Here is a 21359-nt window from a genome sequence, read left to right as displayed (position 1 = left end):
ACGCTCAATGCCACTCATTGATTAATAGTCGACTTTTTACACCACGCACCTGCAGACCCATTGCGTCAAACACCTCTTCAAAGTCTCGACATTGTGGGGGAATATTAGGTAAAGAAAGAACCGCTTCAGAAAAGAATTGCTGTTCAAAATGAGCCGAATCACTCCACGCCAATTGCCACCATTCGAGAATACGAGGTTTAGACGCGCGAAGTTTTTCAGCGGTAGGCACTTTGTCACTTTTGCTTAAGTTCTCTTTGCTTGTGGTTGGAAAGAGGTTCCACTTATCGTTATTAGGCCAATAAGCAAAAGGCAGACAGTGATCAACGTGATACTCATTTTTTAACGATTTTCCACTCCAGATGCTGACAATGTCTGCATGTTCAGCTCTAAGTTGCTCAACTCTTTTGCGTACGTCACGAGTGTCGTGGTTTCGGTCAATCCAGACTAAACAGTCATGATAGGTCTGTAGTGAAATGTTGCGCTGTCGATTTAACTCAAAACGCTGCATCTCTATCACCCATTGATTCACGACTAGCGGCTCAATCCAAGAGTGATAGATTCTGAAACATTCCCATAAGCTTTCATCCAGTGTGAAGTAACCAAAGCTTGCTAAGAATTCACTGTCGATAACTAGTGATTCTCGACTCTTTCGTCGCTGTTGAGGTGGGAGTATCTCAAACAACTTATTCTCCTTAGTACCCTGATAAATAAAGGTCACAGGGCCCGATTTAATGGTGCTGATCGTCTGTGAAAACAACTTCTGCAATGCTTTGGCTTCATCACCAATAAACAGAGTGCCTATCGCTAAATCATCGGCACTGAGGTGCTTGAGCTTGTTCCAGCCATCGTCTTTTACAAAGCCTAGGCCTTTAGTCTTGTTGCTATTTTGCTGAACCCCAACGCCTTCTATATCGATATCAATGAGACGCTTAAATTGCCTAACCCAATACAGAGCAACCAAACCCACTGGTAGAGATATTTTGCCATCGGTTCGATCAATCACAGCACCAGAATGGGCATCTGCGATTCGCAGCAAGGTTCTTAACAGAGCCAATTTGTATGTGGCCGATTTATTGTCATTCACAATAATGTGACGCACTTTGTTTAAGTCACCAGAGCCGTCATCTGGCAAGGTCATCACTACGGTTTGCCACCAAACCTCACTGCGCTTCAAGGTGTCTTGGCTATCATCGACATGACGCACCAACAAAGCACTGTTCTTCGATAAACGCTCAAGCTCTTCAACCGAAACTTCATAGCCCTCTCGGTCGTCATGAAACTCTCCATGACGTAGCGTAATCACCAATTTGCCATTTGGAGCGAGTAAGTTAGATAACTTTCTGAATGCTCGCTCTCGATATGACGGTGCAAGGTGCATCCACACAGCACTGACTAGTATCAGGTCAAAACGCATTCCAAGGTTTTCAATTCGACTCAAGGATGGGAGTGAATCATCCAACCATGTAACATCTGGCCCAGTGTATTCTGAGCCCTGCATACGTAATGACGCACTGGGTTCTATCGCGATGACTTCCACCCCAGCCTTTTGCATCCATAACGCATCACGGCCACATCCCGCCCCTACATCTAGCACCTTATCGCCCTCTAAAGGCCAATAAGCTTGCCAGCTTTTATGAACAGCTTCGAAAGCAACAGAGTGGTACTGCTGGCAAAGTTTGCGGGCATTTTTATCGTAAAAAGGAATCGATGAAGACATATGCGCTATTGGAGTAAGGAGTCTAGCTCCATAGTAATAGTGACCTAACAAGATTACTAGCGGCACATATCGGTTCAGCCACTCCCATCAACATTCACCATTAGTCGCTGTTTTATATAAACATATCTCCACCAACCCATTCAGATAACAAGCGCCTAAAATCAAACTCGGGGGAAAAGTGAAACAAACCAGGTGCAAGGCGACACTCGAACAGAGATAATTGTTTTACCGTAATGTCCCCAACCTCAACACTCAGCCGATAGACGCTCAATGACTCAATACTCTTACATAGACATCCCATTCAACCTGCGCCACACCTGTTGGTTTTGTGGTGAGCCTTCTAATCACACGGTTGAGTTTCCTAAAACCGCTTCGCTTTTTGCCAAGGTTGGTCATGCGCCGATAGCGCTGCCAGCGTGTAAAGAGTGCGCGAGTGTGAAATATGCCAAAGACCTAACTTCGATTTGGGCGGTGCGCGACCAGATAAAGCATGCGCTCATTGATAAGTATGCCAAGCACCTAGGTATTGGTGAGAACTGGACAGAGCAAGAGCTGATAGACAGTGAATTTACGGGTTCGACACTTGGCGGCTTTGGGCGCAGCGCTTGGAAGATGTATCAAATAGCCAAGCAACGAGTCGAGTATCAAGGTTGGCCTTTGTCGCTTGATAACATCGCCATTGAGGCCTACGACGAAACCAGTGGCTTTGAGTTTGAAGGCACTCGTTATGCTTCACTCCATTCTTGTATCGATTATTTCACCAAGGCTGCAGGGGTAGACAAAGAACTGCTGTCTGAACTGGTCAATATAGTTTCATCAGAAAGATTTAGCTACGCACTGAGAATTGCAAAGCTGAATAAGAATATCTCAAATACCAAGCGTTTGGCGATCATCGATGAGGTGCTGCTGCAAGAATCTGAGCAACAAGAAATTCTACTGGAACAGGCTAATGCAATGTTTAACCCCAATATTGAAGAAATATCGATTGCAGGCTCAACGGCTCCAGTGTTTGCGATTCAATGGGCACTGGCGAACAAGGTCAAAGATTTAGCGCATTTATGCACGCTTGAAGATGATTATTTTGACTATTTCGAACATCTTGGCGGTCCTGCGGCTTTTATGTCTTATAATGGCCTACAACTTTATGTACAAGCCCGTCAAAACCCTGAATGGGTAAACAAGTCTGATCCTAATAAGCAATATTGGCCATCAGAAGCAGGTACCAGTGAACACATGTAAGCTCGGTAACCCCCCTCCTAGAGTGCTTGTTAGTCATTGTTTTATATAAAGATCTAAAAAAAGACGTCTCACACAGTTAATTGTTGCATTTCAGTTAAATAGAGTGAAGACTTCAAATACCTGAAACTATTTAATCACTGCACTCTTGTAGTGAGTAAGGAGTCAATTTTGCTTTCTGTTCTTCGTATTATCTTGGCTACGGTGTTTATTATTTTCACCACGTTATTTGCTTTTGTTTACTGCTTGTTTAGCCCCAAGAACCCTAAGCATGTGTACTTTTTTTGTCGTTGGTTCAACCAATTACAGAAGATCCTCGGTGTAAAACTGGTGCAGCGTGGTCTAGAGAATGCACCCACACCAGAAAAGAGCGTGTATATCTCTAACCACCAAAGTGTGTTGGATTTTGTCACCGACCCAGGAATGTTAAGGCCGCGTACCGTTTCTTTGGGTAAGCGTGATTTATTGATAGTGCCTTTCTTTGGCCTACTGTATTGGATCACGGGGAACATTCTGATCAACCGTGAAGACAAGTCGAAAGCGCGCGATACGATCAAACAAGTGGCAGAAGCGATCCATCAACGAGACCTTTCTGTGTGGGTTTACCCAGAGGGAACACGTAGTAAAGGGCGCGGGCTATTGCCGTTCAAAACGGGCGCTTTCCGAATGGCGATTGAGGCGGGTGTACCTATCACCCCGATGTGCACGAGCACCACTCACAACAAAATCGACTTTAACCGACTAAACAACGGCATTGTGATTACCGAGATGCTTGAGCCTATTGATGTATCTGGATACAAACTGAGTGACGCAAGAGAACTGGCGAATCACTGCCATGCGTTAATGGCTGAGAAGATTGCAGAGCTTGATGCTGAAGTCGCTAGATGGGAATCACAACAAAACTCTGAGCTTGATTCCGACCGTTCTTCTGCTCGGTAATTCGCTTCAAAATGATTAAGCTTTAATTAAGGCCTCTCCCAAAAACCTTCACGATTACCACTATCGTTGTTCATCATTTACTGGGCTGACGTTTATCTTGAAAAGTGAACGCAGCCTAGTCCAGCTGAGAAATAGCAGTCAACAACGGTCACCTTCACCTATCTTGCCCTGATTGCTTGATTGTTCAGCAATCAAAAAAGTCCTAACCCGACGCACTCATTCGTAACTTTAATGCAACATAAGAACTAACCACACATAGCTTTTGATGTAAGCCAGTCACAGAATACCCACCCATTTTATTGCGCTTCTTTCAACCCCGACCCAGTAATGATTGACATAAGATATAGAGCAATCACTCTTTCAACACATCTATGAATACAAAGAAAAACATACAGTTGCATCAAAAAAATCAACTCACCCCATCATAAAAAGCGATAAAAATTAACAATTACTGCCAAGAAGTTGCTTTGTATCACAGTAATCTTAACTCACAGATAAATAGTTTAACAATTGAGTTACAAGTGAAGTATTGTGTTGTTCGAAAAACAATCACAAGTAAAACTAACAGGGAAAAAACTCATGCAGTCATTCGTTGATTTTTTGAATGGAATAATCTGGAGCCCAGTGCTTATCTATCTATGTTTAGGCGCAGGCTTGTTCTACTCGGTCATGACTCGATTTGTACAAATCCGTCATTTTTTCGAAATGTGGCGCTTATTATTATCAGGTAAAAGCTCTACTAAAGGTATCTCCTCTTTCCAAGCACTTGCTGTTTCGTTATCTGGCCGTGTTGGTACTGGCAACATTGCAGGTGTTGCTGCAGCTATCGGTTTCGGTGGTCCTGGTGCAGTATTCTGGATGTGGGTTGTAGCCTTCTTTGGTGCTGCGACTGCGTTTGCAGAATCAACGCTAGCGCAAATCTACAAAGAAGAGGACGAAGGTCAGTTCCGTGGTGGCCCGGCTTACTACATCGAGAAAGCGATGGGTCAGAAGTGGTACGCATGGATCTTTGCAATCGCGACGATTTTTGCTTGTGGTATTTTACTCCCAGGTGTCCAGTCAAACAGCATTGGCAATGCGGTAGAAGCTGCATTTGGTTCAGGTGCAATGATAGAAACAGCTGTCGGTACATTCAGCTTCGCTAAAATCTTCACTGGTACCGTTGTCTCAATTATCCTTGGTTTCATCATCTTTGGTGGCGTTAAGCGTATTGCGAACTTCACGCAAATCGTTGTTCCATTCATGGCATTGGCTTACATCATCATCGCCTTCATTATCATCCTACTCAATATTGACCAAGTACCTGTTGTGTTCTCTATGATTGTTGGTGATGCATTCACACCTATGGCTGGCTTCGGCGCTGCGATTGGTTGGGGTGTAAAACGTGGTGTTTACTCAAACGAAGCGGGTCAAGGTACAGGTCCCCACGCCGCAGCAGCAGCAAGTGTTGATCACCCAGCTCAACAAGGCTTGGTTCAATCATTCTCTATCTATATCGATACACTGCTGGTTTGTTCTGCTACGGCATTCATGATCATCATTACTGGCGCTTACAATGTACATGGCGGGACTGAGGGTGCATTCCTTGTGCAAAACCTTGCTGAAAACGTGAGCGCGAATGGTCCTGTATTTACACAGCTAGCGATTGAAAGTGCACTACCGGGTGTTGGTAAACCATTCATCGCATTTGCTCTATTCTTCTTCGCATTTACAACAATTCTTGCTTACTACTACATTGCAGAAACAAACATTGCTTACCTGCGACGCACCATAAAAATCCCAGGGATGATGTTTGCGCTTAAACTTATCATGATCGCTGCGGTTTTCTACGGCACGGTCAAAGCAGCGAACCTTGCATGGGCAATGGGTGACGTTGGCGTAGGCTTAATGGCGTGGTTAAACATCGTTGGTATTCTGATCATCTTCTTCATATCTAAGCCTGCGCTTAACGCTTTGGCTGACTACGAGGAGCAACAGAGTAAAGGCGTAACCGAGTACACATTCAACCCTGTAAAACTAGGCATCAAAGGTGCAACTTACTGGGAAGAGAAGTACAAGCGTAAGACGGGTAAGTCGCCAGAAGCTGAAGTGGCAGATAGCAAGCCAGTAGAACAGCCTTCAACGTAAGGCTTTCAATTACAGCTTTTGAACGATAAGTTGCTCTAGATTCTGTTTTTCTTTAGAGCAAATGCAAAAAAGGGTTAGCCATGGCTAACCCTTTTTTTATATTTCTAAGAAACGCGAGATTATGCAGCGATTTCTTGTGTTGCCATTCGAGGTGCTTTCTTCTCACCGATTGGCAGTACTGTGCGGCCGTATTCGTTGTTGATTACTTGCGCCATTGCGAAGTAGATAGCGGAAGCGCCACAGAAGATACCTTCGAAACCAGCGATAGTACCGATCAGTTGGTTACCAGTGAAATCACGAGCTGCAAGCAGGAAGAACAAGATAGTTAGTGAACCGAATACTACTTGCTTCGCTACTGGGTAGCATAGAGAACCGATGAACATGAAGCCTGTAAAGATGCCCCATAGAAGTAGGTACCAACCCATGAATGCTGCTGGGCTTGCTGGTAGGCCCATTTTAGGCATTACGATTAGACCAACAAGAGTCAACCAGAATAGGCCGTAAGAGGTAAATGCAGTTGTACCGAACGTGTCACCACGTTTGAAGCACATTGTGCCAACGATAACTTGGCTTAAACCACCGTAAAAAATACCCATTGCAAGGATCATTGAATCTAGTGGAAAGAAACCTGCGTTGTGGATATTAAGAAGAATAGTGGTCATACCGAAACCCATTAAGCCTAACGGCGCTGGGTTAGCTAGTTTGGTCGACATTGCGAATTTACCTTTATCAAATAGGGGTTAAAAAAAACCAATAAAAATTGTAATAAAATTTTAATTGATAAATCGCTTTTGGGGTAATCCAGTTATCGAAAACTAAGGTTGTTGAAATGATCCTATTGGGCTTTTGATTTGGTTTCTGTAATTTACATTCGTGAGGGTTATGAGTTGAGAATTCACTATCACGCTATAGAAAAGATGCGAGTAACAAGATGTCTGGAATCTCCTTTAGGTATCCACAACAACGATAAACACAAGAAATTCCCTACTACGCTCGTGCCTCGCTATGGGGAATGACGAATGGAGTGTATGTTGAGGTGGTTAGGAAGAAACGACTGTAACTTAGATGCGGGTAACGAGATACGGGATGAGAAAAAACTCTCCAGATTTGAGTAAGCGAGAACCCTTAGCGTCAAACTTAGACAATAGAGAGCGAGTTTTTCGTTGCTCGATTACTCGCATCCCGTATCTACCCATCCCATCGTCATTCCAGAATCGAGGGACGAGATGTCTGGAATCTTATCCCTCTTCTGAAATCTTAAATTACGCTTGTTGTGGTTTAGATTCAGACACTTGAGATTGAACTTCTGAAGAAGCGTTTTTACTCGTGTCGCGCTTGGCTAGCAGTGTCACGACAACCAATTGAGCGACAAGCGTACCTAACACAACCAACGAGCTGCCAGTTAAGCCTGCGACAACAAAGCTCACTAGAGCAATACAACCATTCATTAATGCGTAAGGTAGCTGCGTCTTAAAGTGCTCAAACTGATCACACCCGGCACCTGTCGAAGACAAAATGGTGGTTTCAGAGATCGGTGAGCAGTGATCACCAAACAGACCGCCAGAAAGCACCGCACCAATCGCAACCAACAGCGGTGCATCAATCGCAATCGCGGTTGGGATAACTAACGGCATCATGATGGCAAAGGTCCCCCATGAAGAGCCCGTAGCGAATGAGATAATAGCCGACAGTAAGAAAGCAACCGCAGGTACTAACCAGTATGGGAAACCGCTCTGTGCTTGTTCTGCAATATAAGCCGCCGCGCCTAACTCTTTACCAATCGTGCTTAATGCCCACGCCAATACCAAAATAATCGCAACTGGCATCATGTTACCCATGCCTTTTAGGTACACAGAAACACCATCCGACAGTTTTCTCACGCCGTAGTAAGCCATCAGCGAGATCAAGGTAATCGCGGCAAAGAAATAAGCCGAAGACAGTGCTGCTCTGAATGAAGAGCCCGCGACCTTTTGAAATGGGAAGCCTTGTGGAACTAACATGGCACACAATACCACCAGCATCACTAATAATGGTGCCCAAACAAAAGATGCCTTTGCATTTTTATGCGAGAAAGTATTGAGTGATTCGCTGTTCACACCAGAGTTGATTCCCGCTTGGCAATCACGTTCCGCTTTTGCCATTGGTCCGAAATCTAAACCTTTAAAAGAAACCAAAGGAACAATGAAAATCGCTAAGAATGTGTAGAACTGGAAAGGAATCGCACCAATAAAGGCATCCCAGTCAGACATGTTGACATTCAAGGCGGTAAACTCTTTTTGAATCAGGCTCATGATGTAAACGCCCCACCCGATAAAAGGGATAAGGATCGCGACAGGTGATGATGTAGAGTCGATGATGAATGCCAGCTTCTGTCTAGAAAGTTTCAGTTTATCGAAAAGGGGGCGAAAGACAGGGCCAACAATTAACGGAGTACCTAAGTCAGAGAAAAATATCACGATTCCTCCAAACCACGCAGACAACTGAGCTTGGCACTTGTTGCTGACCCACTCCGTCACACGCATAGCAAACGCGACACCACCACCCGACTTCTCCATCAAAGCAACAAAGCCACCGATGAATACCAACAGCATAATGACGCCAGCATTGTAGCTATCAGTAAGCTGTGGCACTAAGTAGCCTTTGACCATGGTTCCAAAGGTATCAAGAGGGTTTAGTTCACTGAACATTCCGGTGAGCATAGCAACGCCACTGAGTACGCCAGCAAAAAGGCCAATCACTACATTCCTTGTCGCCAACGACAACACCAAAGTAATCACAATGGGGATGAGTGACGTGATATCTGTCTGTTCCATAGGTAAACCTTAACCCTAAAATAAAGAGTAAGTATAATTTAAAAGTGAATATAAATTCACAAAAAGCATTTGTACAGGACTTTATTCTCTAAATGGAAAATTAGCATTCAGCTAGGAAGTTTTGCGTTAGATGCTCGAGGAACGCAGAGCAGAAACGCAAAAGCCGAAAGCAATCACTTTCGGCTTTGATTTATCAGTTAAAACACTGAATTATATAATTAATTATTTACAGCTAATTTCATCCCAGAACCAATTCGATTGAACTGGGCTTTCCCAAACACCTGGGCCGTTTTTAGCCACGAAGCACTTACCGTTATGCGTCACTTTATCGCCATTACTCACTTGGCTAACACCTGCTTGCCACGTAATAAATTCAGATGGGTCGACAACCACTGGCGGCTCTGTCACTGGTGGTTCAACGGGTGTTGGGTCTACTGGTTCAGGATCGACAGGAACAGGATCAACAGGCGTTGGAGCTGTCACTACCGGTGGTGTTGGCTCACCTGTTACTAGTTTCCAAGGGCCACCATTGGCAGGGTCATCCCCTTGTGTCCACCATTTCGCTTCGTAGGTTGCGCCGTTGTGAGTCACTTGGTCACCAGCGTTGTAAACCTTAGTCGCACTCCAGCCGTTACCACCTGGATCGGTTCCTGGGTCTACCGGATCAAGCTTATCGACCACCTTCACTTCAGGCCAACTTGCATGAGATCCATAAAAGTTGGTTACACACTTCTCGTAATCGCCCGGTACTAATGCTGAGTATGCAGTTTGGAAGCCGACTAACTCACACTCAAATGAGTAACCTTCTGGGCGATCTGCGTAGTATTTCCAGTTGCCATCCCAGTTGGTGTATAGCACATCTGTTGCGCCATTAAGGTTCAAGCTTCCATATGGAGTTTGTTGCCAACAGGTATTGGCTTCATCTGCCTCTACAGGAATCTCATAGTGCGCCGCTAGCCCTTCCCAGTAACGAATACGGTTAACCGGTTGGCCTTTGTCTTTATTCTGCTCACCACACTCAATACCACCGTTGATTACGTTAATGGTGGTACCAAAGCCATAACCAATGCCCGCATCCAGTTCACGTTGAGATGGCGTCCAAGTACGGTCAATAACGTGCAACATCGCTGGCTTCGGTGCTTGTGGCGTTAAGAAGAACCAAATAGCTGAAGCCAAGTTCAACCATGAATCAGCAACTAACCCCGGATTATTCAGCAGCACGGTTGCATCACCATCGAACATAACTTCAGAGAAAGCGCCGTAGTTAAAATGGTAAGAAAGCTGTTTAGCACCACGACCGAAGTAACCCTGCCCTGCCGCACATGGCCAGCGTGCATTTTGCCAATCATTCTGACCACAACCTGTGGTGTAACCTTCTTGCCCTTCAGACCAACCCATTTCACGAACATGGACTAACGCTTGCTGCCACTCTTCTAAACCCAACGGGTTATCAGAAGTATTATCTATCGCGATGTGGCCGCCCGTCTCTTGAGAGAAATGAGCAAAGGCTGTGATGATGGATTTCTTACAGATGGCATCAGAGTCGCGGCCATCAGTGTACTCTCCACAGAACGCAGGGAATTTACCAATCGCACGTAGAAAGCGAGTGTAAGTGTATTCAGGGGCTGCCATCTGAGTAAGGAAGTCCCATTCAGATTGAGGGAATACGCGCTCTACTCGCTTTACGTTCTCAGGGTTGGAAGATAAACCGGGTTCAATCGCTTCAACGATGGTGTTCGAACGAGTTTGTAGAGCCTGTGACCAGATCGCATACATAGGGTCCGAGGTTTTTGCTTGTTCAGCAGCTTGTAATGCCGATTTTTCAACAAGGTAACCATTCGGGTTTTGCGGATCAGGTTGAATGTTCAAAGACGCATGACTTTGCGCTGCCAAGGTGCAGCCCAGTACTGTCGCCAAATATCTGATTTTTAACATGATGGATTCTCTTATCTGTCCTTAATAAGTCCATCAAAGAGTATGCTTCACACGTGAAATGGCCTAGCCGTTGCTTTATGAATTTATAAAAAGTGCGAGTGATAGTTTTATGTATAGTTGAAGGTAACAATGCGTCTCATGGTTTCTTGAGCTGATATCTAGTTTCCAACTAATTTGGTTTCTTACCGCTCAATCCCCCCTCAAACCACAACCATTGACTATACGGCGTGGAAAACAAAAAAGCCCCGAACTGAGTTCGAGGCTTTTAATAACTAAATCAAATAGCAGTTAAATCTCTAAGAGATTATTCCCACTCGATAGTTGCTGGTGGCTTACCAGAAATGTCGTAAACAACACGTGAAATGCCGTCAACTTCGTTGATAATGCGGTTAGAAACCTTACCTAGGAAGTCGTATGGTAGGTGTGCCCAGTGAGCAGTCATGAAGTCGATTGTTTCTACAGCACGTAGAGATACAACCCAATCGTACTTACGGCCATCGCCCATTACGCCAACAGAACGTACTGGTAGGAATACCGTGAATGCTTGAGATACTTTGTGGTAAAGGTCAGCAGCGTGAAGCTCTTCAATGAAGATAGCATCAGCGCGACGCAGTAGATCACAGTACTCTTTCTTGATTTCGCCAAGAACACGAACACCTAGACCTGGACCTGGGAATGGGTGGCGGTAAAGCATGTTGTATGGAAGACCAAGTTCTAGACCGATCTTACGTACTTCATCTTTAAATAGCTCACGTAAAGGCTCAACAAGGCCCATCTCCATATCGTCTGGAAGACCACCAACGTTGTGGTGAGATTTGATTACGTGTGCTTTACCCGTCTTAGATGCTGCAGACTCGATTACATCTGGGTAGATAGTACCCTGAGCTAGCCATTTCGCATTCTTCAGTTTCTTAGACTCTTCGTCGAAGATGTCTACGAATACGTGACCGATGATCTTACGCTTCGCTTCTGGATCGTTCTCGCCTTTAAGCGCTTCTAGGAAACGGTCTTCAGCGTTAACGTGGATAATGTTTAGACCAAACTTGTTGCCGAACATATCCATAACTTGCTCAGCTTCGTTGAGACGAAGTAGGCCGTTATCTACGAATACACACGTTAGTTTGTCACCGATAGCGCGGTGAGCAAGCATTGCAACTACTGATGAATCAACACCACCAGAAAGACCAAGGATAACTTCGTCGTCACCTACTTGCTCTTTAATACGTGCAACTGCATCTTCAATGATTGAAGCTGAAGTCCACAGACCTTCACAACCACAAACGTTAAGAACGAAGTTCTCAAGCATTTTCAGGCCATTCTTAGTGTGTGTTACTTCTGGGTGGAATTGAACACCGAAGTATTTCTTCTCTTCGTTTGCCATTGCTGCGTATGGGCAAGTATCTGTTTCAGCGATCTTTGTGAAATCAGATGGGATCTCAACCACTTTATCACCGTGGCTCATCCAAACGTCTTGAGTAGACTCAAGGTCAGCGAACAGTGCTGATTCACCAGTCACTTGTACCGCTGCGTAGCCGAACTCACGCTCAGTAGACGTTGCTACTTTACCGCCAAGTTGCTCAGCCATAGTTTGCATGCCGTAGCAGATACCAAATACAGGAACACCTGAATCAAACACGTACTGAGGTGCACGTGGAGAGTTCTCTTCCGTTACACTTTCAGGGCCACCAGATAGGATGATACCGTCTGGATTGAATTCACGAATATCCGCTTCGTCTACGTCCCAGCTCCAAAGTTCACAGTAAACACCGATCTCACGAATACGACGAGCAACTAGCTGTGTGTATTGAGAACCGAAGTCTAGAATTAGAATACGTTGGTCATGAATATTTTTAGTCATTTTAAGCAGTCTTATTGGCTATGTGATCAAACGGAGGCGAGTTTACTCACCTCTGATTAACTCTTCAAGAAATAAAGCAAACGTTTTCGTTAGTTATCTGTAAGTCGATGTTTTGTGAGAATCACTCTCTAAACAAAACAGGCTTTAGATAAAATAATGTGCCGACTTAATCAGCACATTATTCAAACGTTTGGACGTATTATTAACCTAAACGGTAGTTAGGTGCTTCTTTAGTGATTTGAACATCGTGTACGTGAGATTCTTTCATGCCCGCACCAGAGATACGAACAAACTCAGCTTTAGTACGCATGTCTTCAATCGTCGCAGAACCTGTTAGGCCCATGCTCGAGCGTAGACCACCCATTTGTTGGTGAACGATCTCTTTTAGACGACCTTTGTATGCGATACGACCTTCAATACCTTCTGGAACAAGCTTGTCTGCAGCGTTGTCAGATTGGAAGTAACGGTCAGAAGAACCTTGAGACATAGCGCCAAGAGAACCCATACCACGGTAAGACTTGTAAGAACGACCGTTGTAAAGGATAACCTCACCTGGTGCTTCTTCAGTACCCGCGAACATTGAACCAACCATCACACAAGATGCGCCAGCAACGATAGCTTTACAGATATCACCAGAGAAGCGGATACCGCCATCTGCGATTACTGGAATACCGTATTCGTTTGCAACTTCCGCTGCGTCTGCAATTGCTGTTACTTGAGGAACACCAACACCAGTAACGATACGAGTTGTACAGATAGAACCAGGGCCGATACCAACTTTAACTGCACTTACACCCGCTTCGATAAGAGCACGAGCGCCAGCGCCAGTTGCTACGTTACCACCGATGATTTGTAGATCTGGGTATGCAGCGCGAGTTTCGCGGATACGGTTAAGTACGCCTTCAGAGTGACCGTGTGAAGAGTCGATAAGTAGAACGTCTACACCAGCTTCAACAAGAGCAGCAACGCGCTCTTCGTTACCAGCGCCAGCGCCAACAGCGGCGCCAACACGTAGACTGCCGCGCTCATCTTTACATGCGTTTGGTTTACGTTCTGCTTTGTGGAAGTCTTTTGCAGTGATCATTCCTGTTAGTTGGAAGTCATCATTTACAACAAGTACTTTCTCAACGCGTGCTTCGTGCATTTTCTCTTGCACTTCTTCACGTGTTGCACCTTCTTTAACTGAAGCTAGACGCGACTTAGGCGTCATTACTACGTCAACTTTCTTAGAAAGGTCTGTTACGAAGCGAACGTCACGACCAGTAATGATACCAACCAGTTCGTTTGTTTCAGTAACAACTGGGAAACCAGCAAAGCCGTGCTTCTCAGTTAGAGCGACAACGTCAGCGATTGTTGCATCAGGGCTTACTGTTACAGGATGAGAAACCACACCTGCTTCGTAGATTTTAACCTGACGAACCATCTCAGCTTGTTGCTCGATAGACATGTTCTTGTGGATAAAGCCAATGCCACCTTCTTGCGCGAGTGCGATAGCCAGACGAGCTTCCGTCACGGTATCCATCGACGCAGAAATCATAGGGATGTTCAGTGAAATGTTTTTAGTCAACTGAGTGCGAAGATCAGCTGTGTTTGGGAGAACAGTGGAGTGAGCTGGCACGAGTAGTACGTCATCGAATGTCAGCGCTTCTTTGGCAATTCTTAGCATTTGCAATATCTCACAATTGAGGAGTAGAAAGAAAAATCCGACTTCATCGTTTCGCATAATGAAGTACTTTGGATTAGATATTGCGGAGGGATTATACGCACGGGGAAATCGCTTGGCTACACATTTTTGTATTTTTAATTTGCATTTACCCCCTTGATATGTATTATATTGCCGCTATCTTCCATACTCACGCCCTGTGATATTCCAAGAAAGACCTTCCTTCAAGGAAAGATAGTGCTTCTATGACTAATCCAAACATCTTTACTGTTTCTCGCCTCAACTCAGAGGTTCGTCTCCTATTAGAAAACGAAATGGGAATAGTGTGGCTCGTTGGTGAAATCTCAAACTTCTCTGCACCTGTCTCTGGTCACTGGTACCTCACTCTTAAAGATTCTCGCGCTCAAGTTAAGTGTGCCATGTTTCGTGGCAATAACCGCCGAGTCACCTTTAGGCCTCAAAATGGTAATCAAGTATTAGTTAAAGCTCGCCTCTCTCTCTATGAGCCGCGCGGTGACTACCAACTTATCATCGAAAGTATGCAGCCAGAAGGTGACGGTAAACTTCAGCAAGAGTTTGAAAAGCTGAAGATGAACCTCGCCGCAGAAGGGCTGTTCGCTCAATCGAGTAAACAACCTCTTCCTGAGCACCCAAAGCGCGTTGGTGTTGTTACCTCTAAGACCGGTGCTGCTCTCTACGATATCTTGGACGTACTTAAACGTCGTGATCCTTCGTTACCGGTTGTGGTATACCCAGCTATGGTGCAAGGCGAAGAAGCGGCGATTCAAATTGCTCAAGCGATTGGACGTGCTAATGAACGCAATGAGTGTGATGTGTTAATCGTGGGCCGTGGTGGCGGTTCATTAGAAGACCTTTGGTGCTTCAACAACGAGATCGTTGCTCGCACTATTGCTGCAAGCCAGATTCCAATCATCAGCGCCATCGGCCACGAAGTGGATGTCACTATTGCCGATTTCGTTGCCGATATGCGCGCTCCTACTCCATCAGCTGCAGCTGAATTGGTTAGCCGTGACAACAGTCATAAAGAGCAAGCTTTCGCTTCTAAACGTGCTCGCTTAGTCAGTGCGATTCGCCACGTACTAATCAAGCAAGCGCAGTCGACTCAAGCATTGAAACACCGCTTAGAAAGACAGCACCCTAGCTACCAACTGCAAAAGCAGAGCCAGCAGCTGGATGATCTAGACATGCGCCTGCGTCGCGGAATGACTCAATACCTAAAGCAGCATGCACAACGTGTCGAACGTAAGCAACATCAGCTTCAATTGAACTCGCCGGTTAAACGCTTGGGTGAACAAAAACTGCATCTGCAACGTTCAGAGCAAAAGCTATTAGATGCGATGGATAAAACCCTGCTAACCACTCGCCACCAGCTAGCAATGGCTGCCGAGAAATTAGAGACCGTTAGTCCACTGGCAACCCTAAAGCGTGGTTACAGCATTACTCATTCAGCATCGAGCAAGACGGTGTCATCAATTAACGATGTCGAAGTCGGTGAAGTGATCACCACTCAAGTTGAAGATGGCGTGATTGAGTCGCAAGTGACGGCAAGAGCAACTAAGGGCTAGTTTAGAACTAATTCGAACGTTAAAAACTAGAAAGCCCCATCGATAATCGACAGGGCTTTTTTGTATCTAATAAGAAAACTCAGTAAAAGCTAGTCCGCAACTTGGAACTCGAACTTTACTCTCGACTTAGATTTAAGCTCGTTGCAGTCACCATTACAAAAGTAGCTCGCGGCACCACAAGCTTGAAGTTTTTCTAACTGGCTGCTGCATTCTGGGCAGAACCCTACTTTGGTAAAATGTGCCTGACAATTTTCACAGTGGTATTGTCCGTCCCAACCAAACTCTGACTGACACTTGGGGCAGAGATTTTCACTCATTAGTATTTCCTAATTCACGACTCTTTTTACAATCTACTACTGCTTGGATTTCGCTTGTTTGATTTGGTACATGTTCTTATCAGCTTGTGCGATCAACTGATCTAGCCCTTGTGGATCTTTTTCACAAGCAAGGCCAACACTCACTGAGAACTGCACATCATTAATATAAAGCGCTTGTTGTAGTGTTTGTTCTAGTCGGTGATAAAAGCTAACAACGCTATCTTTGTCATCAAAACAAGAGAACACCACAAATTCATCACCACCATAACGGCCTATCTTGGCACACGCCGTAGTAGCATCATCAAGCACCCTAGCAACCGCCAAAAGCACATCATCACCAAAGCTGTGACCGTAGGTGTCATTGATTAATTTGAATTTATCGACATCGACAAACAGACACGCCATCACCTTCTGTGCAAAACAGCGTTTGGCCAAGACCTTTTCAGCTTCATTGAACAAGGCACGACGATTCAAGCAGTGGGTAAGAGAATCACGATTAGCGAAAAAGTTAAGCTGGTTTTCCAGCTCGTATTTTTCTAATGCCACCGAATATAGGGAAGCGAGTAGTTCTAAGATCTCAAGTTCGAATTCATGTGGCTCGGAAACATATTGGCTGTATATAGCGAAAGTACCGAGTACATGCCCGTTTGACGAAAGAATTGGCACAGACCAGCATGCATGAAGATTAGCCTGGGTTGTTAACGCCAAGAAAGGAGCCCAGTTAGGATGGGTATTGATGTCTGAGACCATCACTGCTTTTTTAAGCGCAGCAGCCTCACCACACGAACCAACTCCAACACCGATACCAACGCCCTCTATCTGTTGATTATAGAAATCAGGCAAATTTGGAGCATATTCGAGATGCAAAGTCTGAGACTCAGCGTTGAGCAGTAAAATTGAAGCCATACGCTGACCAAAAAGCTGTTCTGTGAGCTCTATGATCTTGCGGTTTAAGTCCTTGCGATCCATCCCAAGGGCAAGCTTCCGAAGCAACCTATTGACTGCTCGGTGGCCTTCTAATAAAAATTGTTGTTCCATTCACTAAAGCTTTCAATTATTTAATCGGGTACAGCTTGTTCTTGTGCAAGCTTGTTATTGGTTAATAATAACACACTTAATTACCACGACACACAATCGAAGATCATAGGTTGATCTTTCGCTTTATCTATTTTGATCAGCGATCTACCCCAAAAAGAATATTTATATCACCACATACCGAAAGCATAAGTTACATGTGCTGCATTTCAATTTTAAACAGTTAATTATATTAAAAGTGACAACCTAAAACAGAATAAACAGCACAAGTTATTTCGATCTATTACTCAAATCATCGAATTACATGCGTCAGCATTTCAATGTTTTGGTCATCTAACTGGGTTAACTTAACGGACAGCGCACCAAATTCTGCGGTATTGCCAATGTGTGTACCACCACAAGGAATAGTCACCTGAGTATCTGCGTCAAGCTGCCACTCCCAGTAACGAGAGTCTGTTAACGCCTCGCCCTCTAACCTCATCGTAACCGCCGTTGGTTGTGCTAACCAAACAGAAATCAGCTCATTAACATCGGCTTCAATGGCCTCAAGGTTCGCTAGCATATCAGCCACATTAAGGCCGCGCTTCTTCAAGGTTTTGCCCAAGCGATAAGTGTCTTTACACTGTTCAGGCGTTACAAAGCTGGTGACTTGGGCGTAGCTATTAAAGTCATAGCTGCCCAATGGATCTTTGCGGTCTGCATCTTTGCGCCAATAGCTGTCAGCTAAAACCTTATTCAACGCTAAGAAGGCGACGTGTCCCGCGCTATGACCACGGCTAAGGCTTGCTTGATACTCTTTATCAACTGACAGCGATATCTGCTCGTTAATACTTATCGTAGAAGCAGATATAGGTAGTTGATGGACCACCACAAACACCCAACCCTCTGTATCTCGCTTAACAGGGATATCTGCTGCTACATAAAGTTTGCCAGTAGATTGTTCTATCGCACCAACTAGGCAATCATCAACAATATATTGCACGCCACCAAGGTTAACGGTGCCTTTATCCGCTGGGTGATCTGGCCAAATATGGCTAACAGGATGAAAAGGAGTCACATCAGTAATCAAGTAGGTTTTGTTCTCATCACTTTCAACATACAGAACCTTTGCCTCAAGCTGCCAAGTCTGATGACAGAATTGGGTGATGGTCGGTGTGATTGCTGCTGGTGTAATAGCGTCGCTCGTTGTCATGTCGTTCTTCTTTTGGAATCTAGTCTAGGTCGCTTACTGATAACTCCTCGCAAGACGCGATTATCAGATAACGTAAATTTTGCTTAAAAAAATACCCGAGACAGGCTCGGGTATCAAATCTATTGAAAAGGACTATTTACGTCCTTTTACCATGCTCATCATACGCTTACGTTTGCGCTCTTGAGAGATAGTTAGCTTGTTCGTCTTAGCTTCAAATGGGTTTTCGCTGTTCTGGAATTGAATGCGAATTGGCGTACCCATGATTTCTAGTGAACGACGGTAGTAGTTCATCAGGAATCGCTTGTATGAATCTGGCAAGTCACGAACTTGGTTACCGTGGATAACGATAATTGGTGGGTTATAACCACCCGCGTGCGCGTATTTCAATTTCACACGACGGCCACGAACCATAGGTGGTTGGTGATCATCAGTCGCCATCTTCATGATACGAGTTAGGACAGACGTACCAACACGGGTTGTCGCAGACTTGTAAGCCTCTTGAACCGATTCAAACAGGTGACCAACACCAGTACCGTGAAGTGCAGAGATGAAGTGAATACGTGCGAAATCAACGAAACCTAAACGACGGTCTAGCTCTTTCTTAACGCGTTCTTTCACGTCGTTATCTAGGCCATCCCACTTGTTTACTGCGATCACGATTGAACGACCAGCGTTCAATGCAAAGCCTAGTAAGCTCAAGTCTTGATCTGAGATGTTCTCACGAGCATCAATCACAAGTAGAACAACGTTCGCATCTTCAACCGCTTTCAACGTTTTAACAACCGAGAATTTCTCTACGGTCTCGTTGATGTTTTTACGACGACGTACACCCGCAGTATCGATCAGAACGTATTCACGCTCATCACGGCTCATTGGTATGTAGATAGAGTCACGAGTAGTACCAGGCATATCGTAAACAACCACACGCTCTTCACCCAGGATACGGTTAGTTAGCGTTGATTTACCTACGTTTGGACGACCAATAATAGCAAGCTTGATTGGCTGATCTTGCAGACGCTTGAACTCTTGTTCCGCTTCTTCTTCAGTGAAATCAACCTGCTCTGCTTCTTCGTCTTCAAATTCTGTTAGATCGCTAATTTCACCCTGCTCAGCTTTAAGTGCTTCAGCAAATGGGTTTAGAGCAAGATCAATTAGTGCTGTAACACCACGACCGTGCGCTGCAGCGATTTGGTACATGTCTTCTACACCTAGCTGCCAGAAGTCAGCACTTGCTGCATCAGGGTCAATACCATCAACCTTGTTTACTACAAGCATCGAAGGCTTTTCTAGTTGGCGAAGGTGCTTCGCGATAGCAACGTCAGATGGTGTTAGACCAGCACGGCCATCTACCATGAACAGTACAACATCAGCTTCGTCGATCGCTGCTAATGATTGCTCTGCCATTTTAGTTTCAACACCTTCTTCGGTACCGTCGATACCACCAGTGTCGATAACAATAAACTCATGCTCACCAAGTTGAGCATGGCCATATTTACGGTCACGCGTTAAGCCAGGGAAATCCGCAACCAATGCATCACGAGTTCGAGTCAATCGGTTAAACAACGTAGATTTACCTACGTTCGGACGCCCTACTAGAGCAACAACAGGTACCATAACAACCTCTACAATTTCTTCTCTTAATGTAGTTATAGGTAAGCACTTGTTCGCAAGTTTAAACTCTTACCTATAACCACATGGTTTATTAATTTTTAACAACAAAACGGCTCCTGGCTGTTACCAACCAGGAGCCGACTGTGAATTATATCACGCTTTTATTGGCTAATCGTCAGTTTCTTTACATCGCCGTTGCGAGTTGTCACTAAGTAGCCTTCAGGCAGTTCAATTGGCGCTACCGCAAAGCCGCTGTCATCAACTAACTGCTGAGCAACAAACTCACCCGTTGAACGATCTAACCAGTGTAGATAACCTTCTGTATCACCCACAACAACGTATCCGTTAATGATAGCAGGTGCTGTCAGTAAACGGTTTTCTAGTAATGGAGTGCTCCACAGTTCAGTACCACTACGAGCATCAACCGCAACCACATGATCCTTATCTGTTACTAGGAACAAACGGCTACCGTCACTTGCTAAATCAATCGCTGACGAGTAGTTACGTTTCCAAACTGGCTTACCTGAGCGTAGATCAATGGCAATCAACTGACCGTTAATGCCAACGGTGTACAAGGTACCACCCAGTACAACTGGCGATGCATCTACGTCAACCAAGCGATCGATTTCCGTCGCGCCCTTTGGTGTACCAACTGGTTGTTGCCAAATCAGCTGACCACGCTCGACGATAGCTGCTGCTAGACGCCCATTTGCCGTACCCCAGAACACACCACCAGAAACCGCAACAGGAGCACTGTCGCCACGTAGCGTCAAGCTTGGAACTTCAGTACTGATTGCCCACTTCTGTTCACCGGTCTCTTGGTCTAGCGCGAGCATCATACCGCGGCTAGTGTGAACCAAGACCATGTTGTTGTCAGTGGCAGGAGATGCTAGCACTTCACCGTTTACCGATACACGCCACAGCTCTTCGCCAGTCGATTCATCCAGTGCAATTACTTCACCGTTTTCAGAACCAACAAACACTTTGCCGTAAGCAGCAGTTAAGCCACCAGACAAACGAGCCAGTACATCTTTCTCAAGATCTGTTTTCCACAGCTCTTTACCCGTTTCAGGATCCAGCGCTTTAACCAGACCTTCACGGCTTGCAACAAACACTTTGTCGTAAGCCAACTCAGGCGTCAGTTTTGAAAAGTAGTGACCAACACCATCACCAACCGAGGTCGACCACTCTTGTTTAGGAGTGAACTCACTGTTTACCGTTGGTACTGGCGCCATGATCACGGTGTCTTCTTCACCCGCACAGCCAGCTAATAGGCCAAGAGCAATCGCACACAACGCCGCTTTTGGAAACATCTTCTTCATTCAAAGCG

The 21359-nt window shown here is 45.1% G+C and carries 15 protein-coding genes; 4 read left to right on the top strand and 11 right to left on the bottom strand.

All coding sequences use genetic code 11. The features are described from left to right. Positions 1-4: 4 nt before the first annotated feature. Positions 5-1717, bottom strand: coding sequence for a class I SAM-dependent methyltransferase (locus BTO10_RS09720; RefSeq protein WP_105024408.1), 1713 nt, complete (start codon positions 1715-1717; stop codon positions 5-7). Between the two features lie 270 nt (positions 1718-1987). Between BTO10_RS09720 and BTO10_RS09715 the strand changes: the two genes are divergently transcribed. The 3 genes from BTO10_RS09715 to BTO10_RS09705 all read left to right on the top strand — a co-directional run bounded on the left by BTO10_RS09715 (position 1988) and on the right by BTO10_RS09705 (position 6019). After that, positions 1988-2956, top strand: coding sequence for a hypothetical protein (locus BTO10_RS09715; RefSeq protein ID WP_105024407.1), 969 nt, complete (start codon positions 1988-1990; stop codon positions 2954-2956). Between the two features lie 168 nt (positions 2957-3124). Further along, entirely contained in the window at positions 3125-3892 is a 768-nt protein-coding gene (locus tag BTO10_RS09710; protein WP_063522645.1) for a 1-acylglycerol-3-phosphate O-acyltransferase, read from the top strand. Between the two features lie 579 nt (positions 3893-4471). Further along, on the top strand, positions 4472-6019 hold the full coding sequence (locus BTO10_RS09705) for an alanine/glycine:cation symporter family protein (protein ID WP_105024406.1): 1548 nt from the start codon (positions 4472-4474) through the stop codon (positions 6017-6019). Positions 6020-6138: 119 nt separating this feature from the next. Here BTO10_RS09705 and BTO10_RS09700 read toward each other — a convergent pair whose 3' ends face one another. The 5 genes from BTO10_RS09700 to guaB form a co-directional block, all read right to left on the bottom strand. Beyond that, entirely contained in the window at positions 6139-6732 is a 594-nt protein-coding gene (locus BTO10_RS09700; protein WP_105024405.1) for an acetate uptake transporter, read from the bottom strand. A 549-nt stretch (positions 6733-7281) separates the two neighbouring features. Further along, positions 7282-8832 (bottom strand): Na+/H+ antiporter NhaC family protein, encoded by a 1551-nt coding sequence (locus BTO10_RS09695; protein ID WP_105024404.1) that lies wholly within the window; start codon positions 8830-8832, stop codon positions 7282-7284. 222 nt (positions 8833-9054) lie between these two features. Beyond that, positions 9055-10767, bottom strand: a complete 1713-nt coding sequence (locus tag BTO10_RS09690; RefSeq protein WP_105024403.1) for a chitinase — start codon at positions 10765-10767, stop codon at positions 9055-9057. Positions 10768-11071: 304 nt separating this feature from the next. Then, positions 11072-12625 (bottom strand): glutamine-hydrolyzing GMP synthase, encoded by a 1554-nt coding sequence (gene guaA, locus BTO10_RS09685; RefSeq protein ID WP_004740319.1) that lies wholly within the window; start codon positions 12623-12625, stop codon positions 11072-11074. 202 nt (positions 12626-12827) lie between these two features. Next, on the bottom strand, positions 12828-14291 hold the full coding sequence (guaB, locus tag BTO10_RS09680) for an IMP dehydrogenase (protein ID WP_061033280.1): 1464 nt from the start codon (positions 14289-14291) through the stop codon (positions 12828-12830). Between the two features lie 242 nt (positions 14292-14533). Here guaB and xseA point away from each other — a divergent pair, with 242 nt between their 5' ends. Next, a complete protein-coding gene (gene xseA / locus BTO10_RS09675) occupies positions 14534-15874 on the top strand; it encodes an exodeoxyribonuclease VII large subunit (protein WP_105024402.1) in 1341 nt (446 codons plus the stop codon). 89 nt (positions 15875-15963) lie between these two features. Here xseA and BTO10_RS09670 read toward each other — a convergent pair whose 3' ends face one another. The 5 genes from BTO10_RS09670 to bamB all read right to left on the bottom strand — a co-directional run bounded on the left by BTO10_RS09670 (position 15964) and on the right by bamB (position 21351). Beyond that, the gene (locus BTO10_RS09670) at positions 15964-16191 is read right to left on the bottom strand and encodes a zinc ribbon domain-containing protein (protein ID WP_105024401.1); all 228 of its coding nucleotides are present in this window, start codon (positions 16189-16191) and stop codon (positions 15964-15966) included. A 36-nt stretch (positions 16192-16227) separates the two neighbouring features. Then, positions 16228-17229, bottom strand: a complete 1002-nt coding sequence (locus tag BTO10_RS09665) for a GGDEF domain-containing protein (protein ID WP_105024400.1) — start codon at positions 17227-17229, stop codon at positions 16228-16230. Positions 17230-17518: 289 nt separating this feature from the next. Next, positions 17519-18418 (bottom strand): metal-dependent hydrolase, encoded by a 900-nt coding sequence (locus BTO10_RS09660; protein WP_105024399.1) that lies wholly within the window; start codon positions 18416-18418, stop codon positions 17519-17521. A gap of 132 nt (positions 18419-18550) precedes the next feature. Next, entirely contained in the window at positions 18551-20032 is a 1482-nt protein-coding gene (der, locus tag BTO10_RS09655) for a ribosome biogenesis GTPase Der (RefSeq protein ID WP_004740325.1), read from the bottom strand. 158 nt (positions 20033-20190) lie between these two features. Further along, entirely contained in the window at positions 20191-21351 is a 1161-nt protein-coding gene (gene bamB, locus BTO10_RS09650; RefSeq protein WP_105024398.1) for an outer membrane protein assembly factor BamB, read from the bottom strand. Positions 21352-21359: the final 8 nt, after the last annotated feature.

Origin of the sequence: Vibrio chagasii, assembly GCF_002954585.1 — a bacterium.
GTDB lineage: Bacteria > Pseudomonadota > Gammaproteobacteria > Enterobacterales > Vibrionaceae > Vibrio > Vibrio chagasii_A.
The sequence above is the reverse complement of the archived record's forward strand: the minus strand, read 5'-3'. Positions and strand labels throughout refer to the sequence as shown.